The following is a 16,855-nucleotide window of genomic DNA, read 5'->3' on the forward strand; positions in this document are numbered from 1 at the left end:
CCCCCATCCCCCGCGTGGCCGAGAGGCACCATCCCCGAGGCGACCGCGGCCGCGGAGCCGCCACTCGACCCCCCCGTGGAGCGGGTGGTGTCCCACGGGTTGCGAGTGGGGCCGTACACCGCCGGTTCCGTCGTGGGCTGCAAGCCGAGCTCAGGGGTGTTCGTGCGGCCGAGGATCACCGCCCCGGCGTCGCGGAACGATCGGGTCAGGTAGCTGTCGTGCGTGGCCCGGTACCCCAGATCACGCAGGTGGCGGGTACCCCCGTGGTAGGGGTCACCAGCGGAGAAGCCGTCGAGGTCCTTGAGTACCATCGGTACCCCCCGCAGCGGGCCGTCGGGCAGATCGGCCGCCGCCTCCCTCCTGGCCTCTTCGAAGCGGGGATGGATCACCGCGTTGAGCTCGGGGTCGAGCTTCATCACCCGCTCGATCGCCGCGTCCACGAGCTCGAGCGGCGTGACCTCCCCGCGACGCACCAACTCAGCCTGGGCCGTCGCATCCAACCGGGCCAGATCGTCAGTCATGGGCTCACACTAGGACGCTCGGCGCGTCCGCTCCCGGCCGTCTCACCTAGCGACCTGCCCGTGTTCCGAGACGCTCGGCCACCGCCTCCTCGATGCACGCCGCCGTCTCGCGCCTGGAGCGCTCCTCACCGAAGCGCTCCACCAGCGCCACGGTCGGCACCCGCTGGTCCATCCCGTCGAAGACCTCGCCGACCACCGCCAGCGCCGGCACGCCGGCCGCGGCAGCCAGCTCCACCACCCCGCCGACCACCTTGCCCTCGAACGACTCCCGGTCGAGGAACCCTTCGCCGGTCACCACCAGGTCCGCGCCCTCGATCTTCTCCTCCAACCCCACTTCCTCCGCCACCACCTCGAAACCGAGTCGCAGCTCCGCGCCGATCGCGGCGAGGCCACCGGCGAGTCCTCCGGCGGCCCCCGAGCACGGGATGGCCGACACGTCGATCCCGTACTCGTCGAGGTACACCTGCACCAACCGCTCCAGGCGGCGGCGCAGCAGCTCCACCTGGCGGGGCGTGGCTCCCTTCTGCGGCGCGAAGATCTCGGCCGCGTCGACGAAGGTGGTGGTGACATCGCAGGCAACCACCAGCTCGACCCCCCGCAGACGCTGCGACGGGTAGAGGGCTCGCAGGGCACCCAGCCCACCGTCAGTGGTCGCCGAGCCGCCGACCCCGACCAGCACCCGCCGAGCCCCGGACTCGAGCGCAGCCAGGATCAGCTCACCGGTGCCGTAGGTCGAGGCGGCCATCGGGTCGTTGCCCTCCGGTCCGCCGGCCAGCGCCAGGCCGGATGCCGCCGCCATCTCGATCACCGCCGAACCTCGCTCGAGACGCCAACCGGCCTCGACCGGGTCGCCGAGCGGGCCGGTGACGGTGGTGCGGCGGTTGGCCCCGCCGAGCACCTCGAGGAAGCCCTCGCCCCCGTCCGCCATCGGGCACTCCACGCACGACCCTCCGGTTGCCGCAACCGCGCGGGCGATGGCCCGTGCCACCTCGGTCGCGGTGGCCGTGCCCTTGAACTTGTCCGGCGCCGCGACGACGTGCATCCATTCATGGTGGCCGAAATCCCGGCACGATGGCGGGCGGGACGCTGCGGGTAGGGTCCGGGTCCGTGTCTGAGCGACCCGTTGTCCTCGTCTCGAACCGCGGTCCGCTGTCGTTCGACGTCCGCGACGGCGAGCTGGTCGCCAGACGGGGCGCGGGAGGGCTGGTGTCGGGCCTCGCTCCGCTCGTCGCCGGCACCGACACCCGGTGGCTGGCCGCCGCCATCTCCGAGGGCGACCGGCTCGCGGCAGCGCGCGGCGCGCTCGACGCGGAGGGGTTCCACCTCCGGTTGCTCGCCTTCGATGCCGAGCAGTACCGGCTGGCCTACGACGTGGTCTGCAACGCGACGCTGTGGTTCCTGCACCACGGGCTGTTCGACCTGCCCCGCCGCCCCGTCTTCGACCGCCACTGGCGCAAGGCGTGGGATGCGTACCGGGAGGTGAACCGCACGTTCGCCTCGGCCGTCGCTCAGGAAGCTCCCGAGGGGGCGGCCGTGCTGGTGCAGGACTACCACCTCACCCTGCTGGCGACCGAGCTGCGCCGCACCCGCCCCGACCTGCAGCTGGTGCACTTCTCACACACGCCGTTCGCCGGACCGGAGCTGACGCGGATCCTGCCCACCGACATCGCGACCGAGATGCTCGCCGGTCTCACCGCTCATCACGCCTGCGGGTTCCATTGCGCGCGCTGGGCCGACGCGTTCGTCGCCAACTGCCGGTCGCTGCTCGGCGTCGATCCGAACACCTTCGTGGCGCCGCTCGGTCCCGACCCCGACGACATCCGCGGGGTCGCCGCCTCCGTACGATGTCAGGACGCGTTCCGCCAGCTCGACGAGTTGGTGGGGAATCGCCGGTTCGTGGTGCGCATCGACCGCATGGAGCCGTCGAAGAACCTGCTGCGGGGCTTCGAGGCGTTCGACGAGCTCCTTGACCGGCACTCCGAACTTCGCGAGCAGGTCGTGTTCGGTGCGTTCTGCTATCCCTCCCGCGAGGCGCTGCCCGAGTACGTCGCGTACCGCTCGGAGGTCGAAGCCGCCGTCGGCGCCCTCAACGCCAAGTGGGCCACACAGGGTTGGCAGCCGGTGTGGCTGGATACCTCCGATGACTTCCCCCGGTCGGTCGCCGCGCTCCGCCGCTATGACGTGCTGCTCGTCAATCCCATCCGCGACGGTCTGAACCTGGTTGCCAAGGAGGGGCCCTTGGTCAACGAGCGTGACGGACTGGTGGTGCTGAGCACCGAAGCGGGGGCGTGGGACGAGCTGGCCGGCGCAGCCCGAGAGGTCAATCCGTTCGACGTGTCGGCGACTGCCGACGCGCTGGCCGAGGCACTCGCGGCCACCCCTGAGGATCGTCGCGACCGATCGATCGAGCTCCGGCGGCGGGCGGGGACACGTACCCCGGCGGACTGGCTCAGGGATCTGGTGTCAGCGGCGGGCTGAGTCCCGCAGGTACTCCGCCAGCTCGAGCACGGCCTTGGGGCTGTCGACCACCGCGTCGGCACGGTCGATCAGTTCGGTGGCCTCCTCATTGCTGTGCACCGCGATGCGCAAGGTGTACTGCCCTTCCTCGGCGAGCGTGTCCAGCGCGTCGAAGGCATGGAGATCACCCAGGTCGTCGCCGATGAAGCACACGGCTTCGAGGCCCTCGGCCAACTCCAGCAGTGCCGTGCCCTTGTCGGCGGGGATCGGGGGGTGCAGCTCGTAGGACATACGCGCCGGGCGGCACTCCAGTCCGGAGCGCAATGCCTGCTGCTCGGCAAAGGCTCGCACCTTCGGGGCCAGCCGGGGGCGGGTGCGGTAGTGCAGGGTGAGTGAGAGGCCCTTTGACTCCACCTTCATCCCGGCCGGGCCCCGCGCCCGGGCGATGGCGGCCACGTCGTCGATGACTTCCCGCCACGCGCCCCCGAGCGGGTGGTCGCGGCGCTCGCCACCGTAGAGGGTCTCCAGCCCGTAGATGCCGGCCAGCAGCACGGAGTGGGGGAAGAACTGCTCGAGGAACGACACCGGGCGCCCCGACAGGATGCCGACCCGACCGTAGATCGACGCCAGCTCGTCCAGCACCTCGACGGCGCCATCGAGCGGGATGGCCTCGTCGGGATCGCTGACGATCTCCGACAGCGTGCCGTCGAAATCCATGAAGATGCCCGCGGCTGCCGGGTTGCGGACCAGGGGCTCGAGGGCCTCGATCGGCACGCCACCGGCGCTCACATGAGTGAAGGATACTGACGCCGGTGGGGGGATCCGTGGCGGGCGGGTGCGTCATGGAGCACGGTCACGCCTTGTCGGACCCGATGACGACGAGGACCGTCGCACCGTTGAGCGCCACCGGGGGCGACCCCGGCATGGCACTCACCGAACCGGCACCGAGACCCAGAGCACGGGCGACGGCCTCGGCCTCGGCCTGCCAGCCCGGCGTGAAGTACACGGCACTGGTGGCCTGGCTGGGCGCGTTCGCGGTCTCCACCGCCGTGTAGCCAGCCGCGACCAGCTTCTCCTTGTTCGCCCCGGCCACACCGGTGGCCCCCGAGGCGTTGGCGACGAGCACCTTGACCTCGGCGGGTGCTCGGGCCGCGACCGTCGTGGTGGTCTGGTCGGTGACGGGAACGGTCGAGGTGGTGGTGGTCGTGTCCCGAGCGGGAGACCTGGTCTCGATCACCCCACCTTCCTGGTCGAGTCCCTTGAGCAGCAGCAGGAACCCGACGAGCACCGCCACCCCGATGAGCACCGCGCCGACCGTGGTGGCTCGGGCATCGTCATCGGCCGGCGGAGGGGAGGCAGAGCCCCCGGGCATCGTCACCGCCCTGGTGGCTCGCTGGCCTGATAACCCTCGTGGCGGGCCCGGCGGCGGCGATCGCGCAGCCGGCGGAGCCGGCGGACCACGAGCGGGTCGTAGTCGTACGCGGCATCGGACTCGAGCAGCTCGTTGAGGATCTGGTAGTAGCGGGTCGCCGACAGCTCGAACTTCTCACGGATCAGGGCTTCTTTCGGACCCGACTCCGACCACCAGGAGCGTTCGAAGTCGAGGATGGCCCGGTCGCGATCGGTGAGTTCCATTCCGCCGATCCTTCCCTCCGAGGACCTCGATTGCAAGGACCCTCGGACCGGTACGATCGACGCCCGCGCCCGAGTAGCTCAGCTGGTCAGAGCAGCTGTCTTGTAAACAGCAGGTCGTCGGTTCGAATCCGACCTCGGGCTCCACCGGCGAGCGACCAGCCGGCTCGAGGGCTGATCGGCGACACGCCACTACGCTCTGCCTGACATCGACGTCAGGGAGCTGGGTTGACCGAGGTCTCCATACAACCGGAGTTCTTCCAACTCGACGCCGGTGACGGGCGCCCGGCACTGGTGGGCACGTCCTGCCGATCCTGCGCGAGGCGGTCGTTCCCGCCATCGTCCACCTGCTCCTGGTGTGGCAACGAGCAGACCGACACCGTGCAGCTCTCCCGCACCGGCACGCTGTGGGGCTGGACGGCCGTCACCGCCGCACCGCCCGGCTACCGGGGCCCGGTGCCGTTCGGCTTCGGCGTGGTCGAGCTACCCGCCGACGGCATCCGCGTCATCACTCGAGTCGCGGTGTCCGACCCGGACCAGCTCCATCACGGCCAACCCGTCGAGTTGGTCGCCGACGTGGTGCACACCGACGAAGAGAGCGGGGCGACCGTCGTGTCGTGGGCCTTCGCCCCCACCGACCACCAGGAGGCGCGCTGATGGGCGAGCCGGTGGTCGAGATCGCAGGCGTGGGCCTGCATCCTTTCGGCCGCTTCCCCGACCGATCCGTCACCGAGCTCGGCATCCACGCCGTGCGGGCCGCGCTCGACGACGCCGGCATCACGGCGCGCCCTGCGTTCCAGGCCGCGTTCTGCGGCACCGTGTACGCCGGGGTTGCCGCGGGCCACAAGGTGCTCACCGCGCTCGCGCTCACCGGGTGCCCCATCGTCGACGTCGAGGCGGGGTGCGCGTCGGGGGCGGCCGCGTTGATGCTCGCCGCCGGCGCCATCCGAGCCGGACAGTACGAGACCGTCCTCGTGTTCGGGATCGAGAAGATGCCCAAGGGCATCATCCGCTCGACGTTCTTCGAACCGTGGCGTGAGGAAGCGGGGCTGGCCGCCACCCCCGCCTACTTCGCGCTGCGGGCCCAGCGGTTGATGCGCGAGTCCGCGCTCACCAAGGACGACCTGGCAGCGGTGGTGGTGAAGAACCGGGCCAACGGGGCAGCCAATCCCAACGCCATGTTCCGCACTCCGGTCACGGCCCGAGAGGTGCTCGGGTCGCGGGTGGTCTGCGAGCCCCTGCACCTGTGGATGCTCTGCTCACCCAACGAGGGAGCCGCGGCGGTCGTGCTCCGACGTGCCGAGGGCGCCTCGGTCCATCGCCCTCGAGTGGCGGTCCGGGCCGCCACGCTGCGGTCGCACCTGCCGGGCAACGTGCTGGGGGAGGCGACACCGCTGGCCGGCCTGGTCGACGACCGGGACATCCCCTCGCCAACCACGCTGGCCGCGGATGCGGCTCACGAGGAGAGCGGCATCGGACCCGATGAGGTCGACGTCGTCGAGTGCCAGGACACCGATGCCGCCCGGGAGCTGCTCGCGTACGAGGAGCTCCGCCTGTGCGCCCCGGGCGAGGCGGGATCGCTGCTGGCCTCAGGGGAGGTGCACCTCGGCGGTCGCCGGCCGGTGAACCCCAGCGGCGGCCTGCTCGCCAAGGGCGAGCCGCTGGGGGCGTCCGCGCTGGGGCAGGTGGTTGAGCTCACCCTCCAGCTCCGGGGCCGAGCCGCCAACCAGGTGGACGGCGCCCAGGTCGGGCTGGCCCACACGGTCGGGCGGGGTGCCAATGCGTCGGTGGTGATCCTCAGCCGCTGACTCGACGCGGACGATGCGTCCTCATCCGCCGGTCGTGGTGGGGAAGAGGTTCGAGCAATCGTCCGACGCCACCTTGTCGCCAACCTTGGAGGTGGCCCCGAAGGACAGGTAGTTCGCGATCGGCGGCAATGACCCGGCGGGCACCCGGAACGACAGCGTGTCAGCAGCCACGGCGGGCTCGATGGGGATCGGTCGCCGCTCCTCCCGCTGCGACCAGGTGATCAAGGTGACCGTCCAGGTCGAGGTGGTGTCGTCGCGGGAAGCCCGCAGCTCGAAGCTGAACGGGCCGAACGGGTCGCCCTGCGCCACCACGAACGTCGGTGAGGACACGGCGGCGATGTCACCGTTGGTGACGAAGCGCACCACGAGCTGGTCGCTCTCGAGCGAGGCGGATGCCGTGGCGAGGTCGATCCCCTCAAGCCCGTCGGTGCCGGCCTCCATCCCCGGGTCCCGCGCGAGATCGTTCAGGGGATCGGAGCAGGTGTCGCCCGTGGACGAAGGGGGAGTGGGGGAAGGTGGCTGGCCCGCCTGCTGGTCCTCGGACCCGGTTCCCGACGCGCACGCCCCGAGCAGGCAAGCGAGCAGCCCACTCGCCAGGACGACCCGCACCTTGCTCACCATCACGCTCCCTCGGTCGACGGCTACCGGCCTGCCATCTTCGCGTCCGTCATGGCTCAGCCGGTCGCGAGCCGCCGGCGGGCCACCTCATAGCAGGCGAGCGTGCCAGCCGCGGCCACGTTGAGTGAGGCCAGGTTCCCCAGCAGGGGGATGCTCACCACCAGGTCGCAGCGTTGGCGGACGAGGCGAGACAGACCGGCGCCTTCCGCCCCGAGGACCAGGCATACCGGCTCGTCACGGATGGGCAGTTCGAACAACGGCCGATCACCAGCGGCGTCGAGCCCGAGCACCCACACCCCCAGCTCGCGCAGCCGCAGGATGGCGGCTGGCAGCCCCCCGACCAGCGTCATGGGGAGGTGCTCCACCGCCCCGGCGGCCGCCTTGGTCACCATCGGGGTGATGTGCACCGCCCGATGGCGGGGCAAGACCACCCCGGTGGCCCCGGCACACTCCGCGGAGCGGAGCAGCGCACCCAGGTTGCCCGGGTCGGTCACCCCGTCGACCGCAACCAGGAACGGCGCTCGGCCAGCGGTCGGCACCGCCAGCTCGTCGAGATCGACCTCCGCGAGGGGAGCGGCGCGCGCGATGACTCCCTGGGGGGCCTCCGTGCGGGCTTCGGCCGCCAACCGGCGGCGGGAGATCTCTCGCACGGGGACGCCCTCCGCCATGGCCAGGTCGGCGAGGTCCTGCAGCGACCGGAGGTCCTCGACGTCGGCCGCGATGAGCACCTCGCGCACTCGACGACGCCCGGCCACCAGCAGCTCGCGTACCGCCTGGCGACCCTCGACCTGCTCACCACCCAGCCCCCGCTCACGGGGGCGCCGCGGCATGGTGCGGGATGCCTTGCCCGACCCACCGCCCGAGCGACCGCCGCCCGAGCGACCCCTGCGAGGCCCCGGCCGTCGAGCGCGGCTCACGAGACGAGCACCGCGACGGCCCAGCAGGCGATGCCCTCCCCCCGACCGATGGCACCGAGCCCCTCCGCGCGGTTGGCCTTCACCGTCACCGGGGCGCCCACCGCGGCGCTGAGCCGCTCCTGCATCGCCGCCCGGCAGGGCGCCAGCTTCGGCCGCTCGCAGACCACCGCGCAGTCGACGTTGCCGACCATCCAACCTCCGCCCCGCACCAGCTCGGCCACCTCGGCGAGCAACGCCATCGAGTCTGCACCACGCCATCGCTCGTCGGTGTCGGGGAAGTGCGCGCCGAGGTCACCGAGCCCCGCCGCGCCGAGGAGCGCATCCGCGCAGGCATGCGCCACCACATCGGCATCGCTGTGACCGGCGAGCCCTCGCTCGCCGTCGAAGCGGACCCCCCCGAGGATCAGCAGGCGTGCGGGATCCTCGCTGAAGGCGTGCACGTCAAAGCCCTGCCCCACCCGGACGGCCATCCCCGCAACCTAGCAAGCGCTCTTGCCGGCACCTCGCCGCTCGCGGGGCCCGTACGGCCAGCTCGGCTCACGTCAGATGGAGTGCCGCGATGCGCAGGTCGTCGGCGAAGGTGATCTTGAGGTTGCGGGGGTCGCCAGGGACCACCACCACGGTCGAGCCGAGCTCCTCCACCAAGGCAGCGTCGTCGGTGGCCTCAGGCTCCCCCCGATGGGCCTCCCGCAGCACCCCGGCCCGGAACGCCTGGGGGGTCTGTACCGTGACCAGCTCCGCCCGGTCGAGGGTCTCGCGCACCCGTCCCCGGTCGTCCACCCGCTTGACCGTGTCGGTGAGCGGTATGCCCGGCACCGCACCGTCCGCCCCCGCGGCCACCCGTCCGATGACCGTGTCGAACAGCGCCGCGCCCGCCAGGGGTCGGGCCGCGTCGTGGACCACCACGATCTCGGCATCGTCGGGCACGACCCGCAGCCCCGACCGCACGGATGCCGACCGGGTGGCACCACCGACCACCACCGCGTCCACACCTGGCTCGGGGGCGCCGGCGAACGCCTCCGCCACCACCAGCACCACACCGTCGCAGGTCCGGCGAGCGGCGTCGATCGACCAGTCGAGCACTCGCTGGCCGCCGAGGTGCTCGTACTGCTTGGGGGTGTCCGAGCCGTACCGGGTCGCCTGGCCGGCCGCCAGCACGATCGCCCACACGCGCACGGGCTCGGGCCCCACGCCCTACGCCAGCGCTTCGTCGAGCTTGGCCTCGGCCTCTTCCTGGCTGACGTCGATGGCGAACGTGAGCTCGGAAACGAGGATCTGCCGGGCCTTGGCCAGCATCCGCTTCTCGCCCGCGGACAGGCCTTTGTCCTTGTCCCGCAGGGAGAGGTTCCGCACCACCTCCGCCACCTGGTAGATGTCGCCGGACTTCAGCTTCTCGACGTGATTCTTGAACCGCCGGGACCAGTTGGTGGGCATCCGCGCTTCCTTCTTGCGGAGCACCGCGAACACTTCCTCGACTTCTTCGTCGTTGATGACCTCGCGCAGACCGACTTCTTCGGTGTTGTCGGCGGGGACCATCAAGGTGAGATCGCCGTAGGCGAGGCGAAGCACGAGGTACTCCCGAACTTCGCCGAAGGCTTCCTTCTTCTCCCTCCTCTCCACCACCGCCGCACCATGATGCGGATAGACGACCTTGTCACCGACGTCGAACGGCATAGCACTCCCGGGAGTCGAACGGATCGGTCAACGGGAACGCGCCCAGGGTAGGGACGCCCGGGATCGACGAACAAGTGATCCGAGCGCCTCACGCCCCCTCCTCGTGCCGGCGCACCGCGATGCGCAGTCGGCGGTGGGGCGAGCCGATCGCCCCTCCGCTCGGCCGCCGGGCAGGTCCCCAGGCACTACCATCGCTCTCGTGGTCGACCGGGCACTGCTCACCGACGTCGAGCTCTTTCGCGGCATCGCTCCCGAGGATCTCGAGAAGCTGGTCGAAGCGGCCGAGGACCGGACATTCAGCCGGGGCGATGTGCTGTTCAGCGAAGGAGACGACCCAGCCGAGCTGTTCGTCGTCACCTCGGGTCGGATCGCCATCGCCAACAAGTCCGTCGATGGACGGGAGTCGGTGATGGCGCTGATGGAGCGGGGTGACCTGTTCGGGGAGATGCCGCTTTTCGATGGCCTGACCCGCTCTGCGGAGGCCCGAGCGCTCGAACCCTCGACGGTCATCGCCATCCCCTACGCGCCGCTGCGCGCGCTCTACGAGTCACAGCCAGAGCTGCTCTGGAACGTCGTGGCCCTCCTGGCGGGCCGACTCCGATCCACCGACGAAGCACTCGCCGACTCGGTGTTTCTCGACGTCACCGGCCGCACGGCCAAACGACTACTCGAGCTCGCGGGCGACGAGGACGAGTTCTCGATGCCGATCACCCAGGAGGAGCTGGCCGGGATGGTCGGCGCCTCCCGGGAGCGGGTCAACAAGGCCATCGCCTCGTTCGTGCGACTGGGCTGGATCGAGCAGGCCGACCGCCGTTACCGGATCACCAACCGCGAGCAACTCACCCGCCGCGCCCGCTGAGCGGGCTCCCCCGGCCCCGGCCACCTCCATGCTGCACCCCCGCGTCTTCAACCGCTCGGCCCGTTCCGTTCTGGCATGCAAACGCGTGAAGGCGAACAGTCCGGGATCAGCGACTCAGGACGACGCTCCCAGGAACGCCAGCACCTGACGCCAGGCGTCCGCGGCGTCCTCAGGGCGGTGGGCGGGACGGCTCGGATCGTGCACGAAGCCATGCTCGGCGCCCTCGTAGCGCACCACCCGCACCCTCAGGTCCTCCAACGCCGCCACGTCCTCGGGAGGGGTCCAGGGATCCTCGGTGCCGATGATCGCCATGGTCGGGCATCGGGTCGGCGAGGCCAGCGCGTCGAGCGGCTCTGCCTGCGAGGGGCTCCGCCACTGCTCGGGCACTCGGATCATGCCGTAGAACGCCGCGGCCCGGGTGAAGCGCCCGGTACCTGCAGCCTTCAGCGTGTACATGCCCCCCAGGCAGAAGCCGATGACCCGGACCTCCGGAGCACCGGTGGCGTCGGCCGCGGCGGCGGCATCGCCGAGCACCCGGTCGTCACGGAGATCGCCCACATGCTGGAGCCGCCACTCGAGGGGCTCGTCGGCGTGACCGGGCCACAGGTCGAACGCGCACACCGCCCACCCCGTCTCGTCCGCCAACCGAGCCACGAGCTCGTCGAACAGCGGGCGCAGACTCATGATGTCGGGGATCACGACGAGCCCACCTGAAGGTGGGTCACCACCGGGGACGACGAGTTCGGCCTCCGTGCCGCTCGGCAACTCGATCCGCATGGGTCGTGTTCTAGTCGCGACCGCCGGGCCCAGGTGATCCGAGCGCGATCCGCCGCGGACGGGATCGGTCAGGCGTAACGATCGAGGATGCTGGTCTCCGCCAGCCGCGACAGGCCTTCTTTGATCGCCTTCGCCCGCGTCGCGCCGACACCCTCGACGTCGTCGAGATCGTCGATGGTGGCTCGCATGATCTTGGAGAGGCTCCCGAAGCGGTCGACGATGTGATCGACCACCGACTCGGGCAACCGCGGGATGCGCGACAGGAGCCGGTAGCCCTTGGGTTGGATCGGGGCGTCCAGATCGGTGACCCCTTCTGGGAGGTGGAGGACCTCCGCCACCCGCTTGAGGTCACCGAGCTCTTCCGTGTCGAGCTCGGCCAGCCCCGCCAGAGCCTCCTCCAGGTGCCAGCTCGCGTCCTCGTGGAAGTAGTCGAGCAGCACCAGTCGACGATCGTCCTCAACGCCACCGAGCACCTCCTCGAGCTGGAGCCGCACCAGGCGCCCGTCCGTGCCCAACTCGATGATGGCGTCTTCGATCTCGTCCGCGATCCGCAACACCATCTCGGTGCGTTGGAGGAGCATCACGACGTCCCGGATGGTCACGACGTCCTCGATCTCGTTGGTCGACAGGTGAGCGGACACCTCGTCGAGACGCTGCTTGTAGCGCTCGAGGGTCTGCAGCGCCTGGTTCGCCCGATCGAGCAGCCGGGTGACCGGCACGAGCTGGTGCTTCTCGGCGCCCATGTAGACCGCGATGATTGACATGTCCTCGGAGACGGAGATCACCGGAACGTTGATCGATCGGGCGACTCGCTCCGCGGTGCGATGGCGGGTACCGGTCTCCGACGTCGGGACGTTCGGGTTGGGCACGAGGTGCACGTTCGCTCTCGCGATCCGGCTGGCATCGCGAGCGAGGATGATGGCCCCGTCCATCTTGGCCAGCTCCGAGAGGCGCTGAGGGCTGAACGCGGCGTCGAGGAGGAAGCCTCCCGAGCAGATGTTCAACACCTCGGGACCGTCGCCCACCACGATGAGCGCACCCATGCCGGCCTGGAGGATCCGGTCCAGCCCCTCTCGGAGGGGTTTGCCAGGGGCCACCGCGGCCAGCGCGTCGTGCAGCGCCTCGCTGCGCCTGCGGGTCACGGCGGAAGTCTAGTTCGGGATGATCACTGATCGCCGCGGTGGACAGTCCGGCACCGCCCGCCGCTCAGCCGAGGAAACCAGGATCTCAAGGCAATGGGATCCCGGCGAGTGCGATGGCCTCACCCACCGTCGTGGCTCGCAGCGCGTGCAGGCCCGGCGGCGGGTCGGGAGCGTGCCGCGGCACGATGGCCGCCGTGAAGCCCAGCCGGGCCGCCTCGGCCAGCCGACGCTGACACTGGTTGACCTGGCGCAGCTCACCACCGAGACCGATCTCCCCGCACACCACGACCTCGGATGGCACCGGCTCCCCTGCGAGGGAGCTCATGATGGCCAGCGCGACCGCGAGATCGGCACCTGGTTCGCAGACCCGCACCCCGCCGATCGCCGACGCGTACACGTCAGCTCGACCGAGCGGGGCGCCGACCCGCTGCTCCAGGACCGCCACCACCGTCGAGAGCCGGCCCCTGTCGACTCCCTGGGCCGCCCGTCGGGGCGCCGGGGCTTGCCCGTCCGGGCCGACGAGCGCCTGGATCTCGACGAGCAGTGGGCGGTGCCCGTCGAGCATCGGCACCACCACCGATCCCGGTACCCCGGCACGGCGGTCGGCCAGGAAGAGCCGGCTCGGGTCCGGTACGGCACCCAGACCCGCGCCGGTCATCTCGAACATCCCGAGGCGGTCGGTCGGACCGAAGCGGTGCTTGACCACCCGCAATGCTCGCAAGGCGTGGTGGCGCTCTCCTTCGAACGACAGCACGGTGTCGACCAGGTGCTCGACCACCCGGGGGCCGGCGAGCGCACCGTCCTTCGTGACGTGCCCGACGAGGATCGTGGCCAGGGCGCGCGCCTTCGCCTCGCGCACCAGCGCCGCTGCGCACTCCCGCACCTGGGTCACCGAACCCGGAGCCGACGCGGAGTCGGGGTGGTGGAGCGTGTGGAGCGAATCGATGATGAGACAGTCGGGCGAGACGGCGGCCACCTGCGCCACCACCGCGGGAACCGCGGTCTCCGCGGCCAACCACAGCGTCGGCGTGATGGTGTCCAACCGCTCAGCCCGCAGCCGGACCTGCTGCACCGACTCCTCCGCCGACACGTAGAGCACCCTTCTCTCCGCTCTGGTCATGGCCGCGGCGACCTGGAGAAGCAACGTCGACTTGCCCACACCGGGCTCCCCGCCCACCAGGGTCACCGAGCCCGGGACCAGACCCCCACCGAGCACCCGGTCGACCTCGGGGACGCCGGTCGGAACCGAGTGCCACGCCTGAAGGTCGACCTCGCCGATGGGGACGGCCATGGTCGTCGCGGCGTGCTCGCGGTCACCGGACGGTGATCCGAGCTCCTCGACCAGCGAGTTCCACTCCGCGCACGACGGACACCGACCAACCCACCGGGGTGAGGTGCCACCGCAGACCGAGCACCGGAACACCGTCTTGACCTTCGCCATGCTCCCGAACCTAACGAGTGGGTGTGACACTCAGGATGGGTCGCAGGGGTTGGACGCTGGCCGCCGGCGGTGAACGGAGCGGAGGCAACCTATGCTCCGGCCATGCACTCGATCGTCCACGAGCTCACCATTGCCGCGCCCCCCGAGCGGGTCTTCCGGGCCCTCACCGATACCACCGAGCTGGGCCGCTGGTGGGGAGGCTCGATCACCGGCGAGGTGCGAGAAGGCGGTGAGCTGCGATGCGAAGGCGACCGACCCCTGCACCTGCGGGTCGACACGCTCGACGCACCGGAGCTGGTCCACTTCGACGTGCTCGATGGGCCTGAGGAATGGACGGGCACCCAGATCGCGATCCGGGTCGAGCCCGACCCCGAGGGTTCGGCCAGCGTCGTGCGGTTCTGGCACGGGGGGTGGGAGTACGACGACGGCAGCCTGCCGCGGGTCAGCTTCGGCTGGGCGCTCGATCTCGACGCGCTCCGCCGCTCCATCGAGGGCTGAAGCCCCCGCGCGCCACCCAGCCGGGGAGCGTCAGGCCCGCACCCGGCGGAACGCCCGGCGCAGCGCGACCACCGCCACCAGACCCGCCGCGGCCACCAGCACCCAGACGAGCAGCACCGCTGCCTTGCTGTTCACCGTGGACGACGCGTCGATCGACGTCGGGTGCTCGTCGTCGAAGCTGGCGACGTAGGACTTGGTGCTGGCGTTGGGCAGCGCCACGTTGACCCGGAACTCGACCATGTCGGCCACCCGCTGGCCCTCCTCCCGCTCGATCGCCGCCAGCGTCCCCCCGTACGGGTCACCCCCGAGCGCGGCCGCGAGCTCCGCGTCGCTGAAAGCCTCGGGCCCCGCGGTGAGATCCACGGTCCCCTCGACCCGGTAGGTCGTGCCCAGGACCCCCCCTTCCTTGCCCACCGTGAAGCCGCGGAATGCCCCGTCCGGGCCCGTCAGCTCCGAGAGCACCGCGGTTGCCTCCGCTGGATCGTCGAAGGACTTACGAGCCCGGACCCAGGTCAGACCATCGGGTTCCTTCTGCGGCTCCGAGATCTCCCAGCCCACGTGCTGCAGGTCATCGACCCGGAGCTGCCGCCTGAGGTCACCCACCCGGGCCAGCGCGTCGTCATCCAGCCCGATCCCCACTGTGACCGTGCCACTCCCAGCGTCGTCGACGGCGATGTCAACGGCGACCTGCATCCGGCAGCCGGTGAGGGCCACCACGAGGGCCAGCACCGCGGCGCGCACCAGCCCCGGGCGGGATGACATGGCGCCAGAAGCTAGCCCGACCCCTCGACGCCCCCGAAAACGACCTCACCCCCGCCCGGTGACCCGGACGGGGGTGGGATCGGACAGGATGTGATGAACGTACCGACCGATCAGCCCGAGGTCACTCGGTCGATCGGCTCATTTTCGCTCCGCGGGTCACTCGGTGGGCCCGGCCTCCGCCAGCTCGACCGGCGGTGGCTCGAGACCCTCGACCGAGCGGAACGTGATGACATGCTCGCCGGTCTCGGGGTCGGGCTCCGCGTCGACGATGATGGTCTCACCGGCGCGGAACTCCTTCCAGAGCAGCCGCTCGGAGAGCGGGTCCTCCACCATGCGCTGGATGGCGCGACGGAGCGGGCGGGCCCCGAGCGTCGGGTCATAGCCCTTGTCGGCCAGCAGCGCCTTGGCGGCAGGGGTGAGCTCCAGCCCGAGCCCCTGGCCTTCGAGCTGGGTCTGCACCCGCCGGATCATCAGGTCGACGATCTGGGTCACCTCGGCCTTGCTCAGCTCGTGGAAGACGATCGTGTCGTCGATGCGGTTCAGGAACTCCGGGCGGAAGTGCTGCTTCAGCGCGTCGTTGACCTTCTCCTTCATCTTCTCGTAGCTGATGGCCTCGTCGGCCCGGGAGAAGCCCAGGCTGGCCTTGCGGAGATCCTGCGTGCCCAGGTTCGAGGTCATGATCAGCACGGTGTTGCGGAAATCGACCGACCGACCCTGCGAGTCGGTGAGACGACCCTCCTCGAGGATCTGCAACAGCGTGTTGAACACGTCGGGATGGGCCTTCTCGATCTCGTCGAACAGCACCACCGAGAACGGCTTGCGCCGAACAGCCTCGGTGAGCTGGCCGCCCTCCTCGTAGCCGACGTAGCCCGGTGGCGACCCGACCAGCCGGCTGACCGTGTGCTTCTCCATGTACTCGGACATGTCGAGCTGGATCAGCGAGTCCTCGTCGCCGAAGAGGAACTCGGCGAGCGTCTTGGCGAGCTCGGTCTTCCCGACGCCTGACGGGCCGAGGAAGATGAACGAGCCCGACGGCCGCTTCGGGTCCTTCAGGCCGGCACGGGTGCGCCGGATCGCCTGGCTGACGGCCTTGATGGCGTCCTCCTGGCCGATGACCCGCTTGTGCAGCTCGTCCTCCATGCGCAGGAGCTTGGCGGTCTCCTCCTCGGTGAGCTTGTAGACCGGGATGCCCGTCCAGATCGAGAGGACCTCGGCGATCGACTCCTCGTCGACCTCGTCGAACAGGTCGATGCCCTTCTCCTTCATCTCGCGCTCTTTGGCTTCCTTGAGCTGGAGCAGCTCCTTCTCCTTGTCGCGCAGCCGCCCGGCCTCTTCGAAGCGTTGCGCTTCGACGGCCTCCTTCTTCTGCTGCACGACCTGCGCGATCTGGTTCTCAAGCTCCTTGAAGTCCGGCGGGGTCTCCATGCGCTTGATGCGCAGGCGCGAGCCGGCCTCGTCGATCAGGTCGATGGCCTTGTCGGGCAGGTGACGATCCGAGATGTAGCGATCGGCGAGGTTCGCGGAGGCCACGAGCGCCTGGTCGGTGATCGTGACCCGGTGGTGGGCCTCGTAGCGGTCTCGCAGCCCCTTGAGGATCTCGATGGTGTGGGCGACCGAAGGCTCTTCGACCTTGATCGGCTGGAACCGGCGCTCGAGCGCCGCGTCCTTCTCGAGGTGCTTGCGGTACTCGTCGAGCGTGGTGGCGCCGATCGTCTGCAGCTCGCCGCGGGCCAGCATCGGCTTGAGGAT

At 70.5% G+C, this 16,855-nt stretch carries 20 protein-coding genes and 1 tRNA gene; 6 read left to right on the forward strand and 15 right to left on the reverse strand.

Annotation, left to right across the window (positions count from 1 at the left end):
• Together V7004_RS11360 and V7004_RS11365 are read right to left on the reverse strand one after the other, a co-directional pair.
• A partial coding sequence (locus V7004_RS11360) for an amidase family protein (RefSeq protein ID WP_334144075.1) occupies nt 1-521 on the reverse strand: 521 nt, incomplete at its 3' end.
• 46 nt (nt 522-567) lie between these two features.
• Nucleotides 568-1,563, reverse strand: a complete 996-nt coding sequence (locus V7004_RS11365; RefSeq protein ID WP_334144077.1) for a glycerate kinase — start codon at nt 1,561-1,563, stop codon at nt 568-570.
• Between the two features lie 65 nt (nt 1,564-1,628).
• Between V7004_RS11365 and V7004_RS11370 the strand changes: the two genes are divergently transcribed.
• On the forward strand, nt 1,629-2,999 hold the full coding sequence (locus V7004_RS11370) for an alpha,alpha-trehalose-phosphate synthase (UDP-forming) (RefSeq protein WP_334144079.1): 1,371 nt from the start codon (nt 1,629-1,631) through the stop codon (nt 2,997-2,999).
• On the opposite strand, the gene otsB is transcribed toward V7004_RS11370, so the two are convergent.
• From otsB to V7004_RS11385, 3 genes are all read right to left on the reverse strand, one after another.
• Nucleotides 2,985-3,767 (reverse strand): trehalose-phosphatase, encoded by a 783-nt coding sequence (gene otsB, locus V7004_RS11375; protein ID WP_334144080.1) that lies wholly within the window; start codon nt 3,765-3,767, stop codon nt 2,985-2,987. The two genes, V7004_RS11370 and otsB, sit on opposite strands and share 15 nt — an antisense overlap.
• 64 nt (nt 3,768-3,831) lie before the next feature.
• The gene (locus tag V7004_RS11380) at nt 3,832-4,350 is read right to left on the reverse strand and encodes a LytR C-terminal domain-containing protein (protein WP_334144081.1); all 519 of its coding nucleotides are present in this window, start codon (nt 4,348-4,350) and stop codon (nt 3,832-3,834) included.
• A gap of 2 nt (nt 4,351-4,352) precedes the next feature.
• On the reverse strand, nt 4,353-4,613 hold the full coding sequence (locus tag V7004_RS11385) for a DUF3263 domain-containing protein (protein WP_208027620.1): 261 nt from the start codon (nt 4,611-4,613) through the stop codon (nt 4,353-4,355).
• A gap of 67 nt (nt 4,614-4,680) precedes the next feature.
• Here V7004_RS11385 and V7004_RS11390 point away from each other — a divergent pair.
• The 3 genes from V7004_RS11390 to V7004_RS11400 all read left to right on the forward strand — a co-directional run bounded on the left by V7004_RS11390 (nt 4,681) and on the right by V7004_RS11400 (nt 6,418).
• Nucleotides 4,681-4,757, forward strand: a tRNA-Thr gene (locus V7004_RS11390).
• Nucleotides 4,758-4,838: 81 nt separating this feature from the next.
• Nucleotides 4,839-5,267, forward strand: coding sequence for a Zn-ribbon domain-containing OB-fold protein (locus V7004_RS11395; RefSeq protein ID WP_334144082.1), 429 nt, complete (start codon nt 4,839-4,841; stop codon nt 5,265-5,267).
• Nucleotides 5,267-6,418: a thiolase family protein gene (locus V7004_RS11400; protein ID WP_334144084.1), complete on the forward strand. Its 1,152-nt coding sequence runs from the start codon at nt 5,267-5,269 to the stop codon at nt 6,416-6,418. Before V7004_RS11395 ends, V7004_RS11400 begins: the two co-directional genes overlap by 1 nt.
• Before the next feature lie 21 nt (nt 6,419-6,439).
• On the opposite strand, the gene V7004_RS11405 is transcribed toward V7004_RS11400, so the two are convergent.
• The 5 genes from V7004_RS11405 to V7004_RS11425 form a co-directional block, all read right to left on the reverse strand.
• Nucleotides 6,440-7,039 (reverse strand): hypothetical protein, encoded by a 600-nt coding sequence (locus tag V7004_RS11405; RefSeq protein ID WP_334144086.1) that lies wholly within the window; start codon nt 7,037-7,039, stop codon nt 6,440-6,442.
• A gap of 53 nt (nt 7,040-7,092) precedes the next feature.
• Nucleotides 7,093-7,866: a 23S rRNA (guanosine(2251)-2'-O)-methyltransferase RlmB gene (rlmB, locus tag V7004_RS11410; protein WP_334144087.1), complete on the reverse strand. Its 774-nt coding sequence runs from the start codon at nt 7,864-7,866 to the stop codon at nt 7,093-7,095.
• Between the two features lie 83 nt (nt 7,867-7,949).
• A complete protein-coding gene (gene ispF / locus V7004_RS11415; RefSeq protein WP_334144088.1) occupies nt 7,950-8,423 on the reverse strand; it encodes a 2-C-methyl-D-erythritol 2,4-cyclodiphosphate synthase in 474 nt (157 codons plus the stop codon).
• Nucleotides 8,424-8,490: 67 nt separating this feature from the next.
• Nucleotides 8,491-9,144 carry a 2-C-methyl-D-erythritol 4-phosphate cytidylyltransferase gene (gene ispD / locus V7004_RS11420; protein ID WP_334144089.1) on the reverse strand — a complete coding sequence of 218 codons (654 nt, stop codon included), beginning with the start codon at nt 9,142-9,144 and terminating at the stop codon, nt 8,491-8,493.
• Nucleotides 9,145-9,147: 3 nt separating this feature from the next.
• On the reverse strand, nt 9,148-9,627 hold the full coding sequence (locus V7004_RS11425; protein ID WP_334144090.1) for a CarD family transcriptional regulator: 480 nt from the start codon (nt 9,625-9,627) through the stop codon (nt 9,148-9,150).
• Between the two features lie 199 nt (nt 9,628-9,826).
• Between V7004_RS11425 and V7004_RS11430 the strand changes: the two genes are divergently transcribed.
• Complete coding sequence (locus V7004_RS11430) at nt 9,827-10,486, forward strand: Crp/Fnr family transcriptional regulator (protein ID WP_334144091.1); 660 nt, start codon at nt 9,827-9,829, stop codon at nt 10,484-10,486.
• A gap of 114 nt (nt 10,487-10,600) precedes the next feature.
• Here V7004_RS11430 and V7004_RS11435 read toward each other — a convergent pair whose 3' ends face one another.
• From V7004_RS11435 to radA, 3 genes are all read right to left on the reverse strand, one after another.
• A complete protein-coding gene (locus V7004_RS11435; RefSeq protein ID WP_334144092.1) occupies nt 10,601-11,263 on the reverse strand; it encodes a dienelactone hydrolase family protein in 663 nt (220 codons plus the stop codon).
• A 68-nt stretch (nt 11,264-11,331) separates the two neighbouring features.
• Nucleotides 11,332-12,405, reverse strand: a complete 1,074-nt coding sequence (gene disA, locus V7004_RS11440; protein ID WP_334144093.1) for a DNA integrity scanning diadenylate cyclase DisA — start codon at nt 12,403-12,405, stop codon at nt 11,332-11,334.
• Nucleotides 12,406-12,490: 85 nt separating this feature from the next.
• Complete coding sequence (gene radA / locus V7004_RS11445; RefSeq protein ID WP_334144094.1) at nt 12,491-13,846, reverse strand: DNA repair protein RadA; 1,356 nt, start codon at nt 13,844-13,846, stop codon at nt 12,491-12,493.
• A gap of 102 nt (nt 13,847-13,948) precedes the next feature.
• On the opposite strand from radA, the gene V7004_RS11450 reads away from it, so the two are divergent.
• On the forward strand, nt 13,949-14,344 hold the full coding sequence (locus V7004_RS11450) for an SRPBCC family protein (protein ID WP_334144095.1): 396 nt from the start codon (nt 13,949-13,951) through the stop codon (nt 14,342-14,344).
• 30 nt (nt 14,345-14,374) lie between these two features.
• On the opposite strand, the gene V7004_RS11455 is transcribed toward V7004_RS11450, so the two are convergent.
• Together V7004_RS11455 and V7004_RS11460 are read right to left on the reverse strand one after the other, a co-directional pair.
• A complete protein-coding gene (locus tag V7004_RS11455; RefSeq protein ID WP_334144096.1) occupies nt 14,375-15,106 on the reverse strand; it encodes a hypothetical protein in 732 nt (243 codons plus the stop codon).
• A gap of 156 nt (nt 15,107-15,262) precedes the next feature.
• The coding region (locus V7004_RS11460; protein ID WP_334144097.1) for an ATP-dependent Clp protease ATP-binding subunit at nt 15,263-16,855 on the reverse strand (1,593 nt) is incomplete at its 5' end.

It is taken from the genome of Rhabdothermincola sp., assembly GCF_036846205.1.
In the GTDB taxonomy this organism is placed as follows: domain Bacteria; phylum Actinomycetota; class Acidimicrobiia; order Acidimicrobiales; family Acidimicrobilacustridaceae; genus Rhabdothermincola.

Excerpts from the sequence above, each read along its gene's own strand:
- radA (WP_334144094.1), bottom strand. The coding sequence starts at position 13,846 with ATGGCGAAGGTCAAGACGGTGTTCCGGTGCTCGGTCTGCGGTGGCACC.
- V7004_RS11385 (WP_208027620.1), bottom strand. The coding sequence starts at position 4,613 with ATGGAACTCACCGATCGCGACCGGGCCATCCTCGACTTCGAACGCTCC.
- V7004_RS11450 (WP_334144095.1), top strand. The coding sequence starts at position 13,949 with ATGCACTCGATCGTCCACGAGCTCACCATTGCCGCGCCCCCCGAGCGG.
- V7004_RS11380 (WP_334144081.1), bottom strand. The coding sequence starts at position 4,350 with ATGCCCGGGGGCTCTGCCTCCCCTCCGCCGGCCGATGACGATGCCCGA.
- V7004_RS11365 (WP_334144077.1), bottom strand. The coding sequence starts at position 1,563 with ATGCACGTCGTCGCGGCGCCGGACAAGTTCAAGGGCACGGCCACCGCG.
- V7004_RS11455 (WP_334144096.1), bottom strand. The coding sequence starts at position 15,106 with ATGTCATCCCGCCCGGGGCTGGTGCGCGCCGCGGTGCTGGCCCTCGTG.
- V7004_RS11405 (WP_334144086.1), bottom strand. The coding sequence starts at position 7,039 with ATGGTGAGCAAGGTGCGGGTCGTCCTGGCGAGTGGGCTGCTCGCTTGC.
- V7004_RS11435 (WP_334144092.1), bottom strand. The coding sequence starts at position 11,263 with ATGCGGATCGAGTTGCCGAGCGGCACGGAGGCCGAACTCGTCGTCCCC.
- V7004_RS11400 (WP_334144084.1), top strand. The coding sequence starts at position 5,267 with ATGGGCGAGCCGGTGGTCGAGATCGCAGGCGTGGGCCTGCATCCTTTC.
- rlmB (WP_334144087.1), bottom strand. The coding sequence starts at position 7,866 with ATGCCGCGGCGCCCCCGTGAGCGGGGGCTGGGTGGTGAGCAGGTCGAG.
- V7004_RS11425 (WP_334144090.1), bottom strand. The coding sequence starts at position 9,627 with ATGCCGTTCGACGTCGGTGACAAGGTCGTCTATCCGCATCATGGTGCG.
- ispF (WP_334144088.1), bottom strand. The coding sequence starts at position 8,423 with ATGGCCGTCCGGGTGGGGCAGGGCTTTGACGTGCACGCCTTCAGCGAG.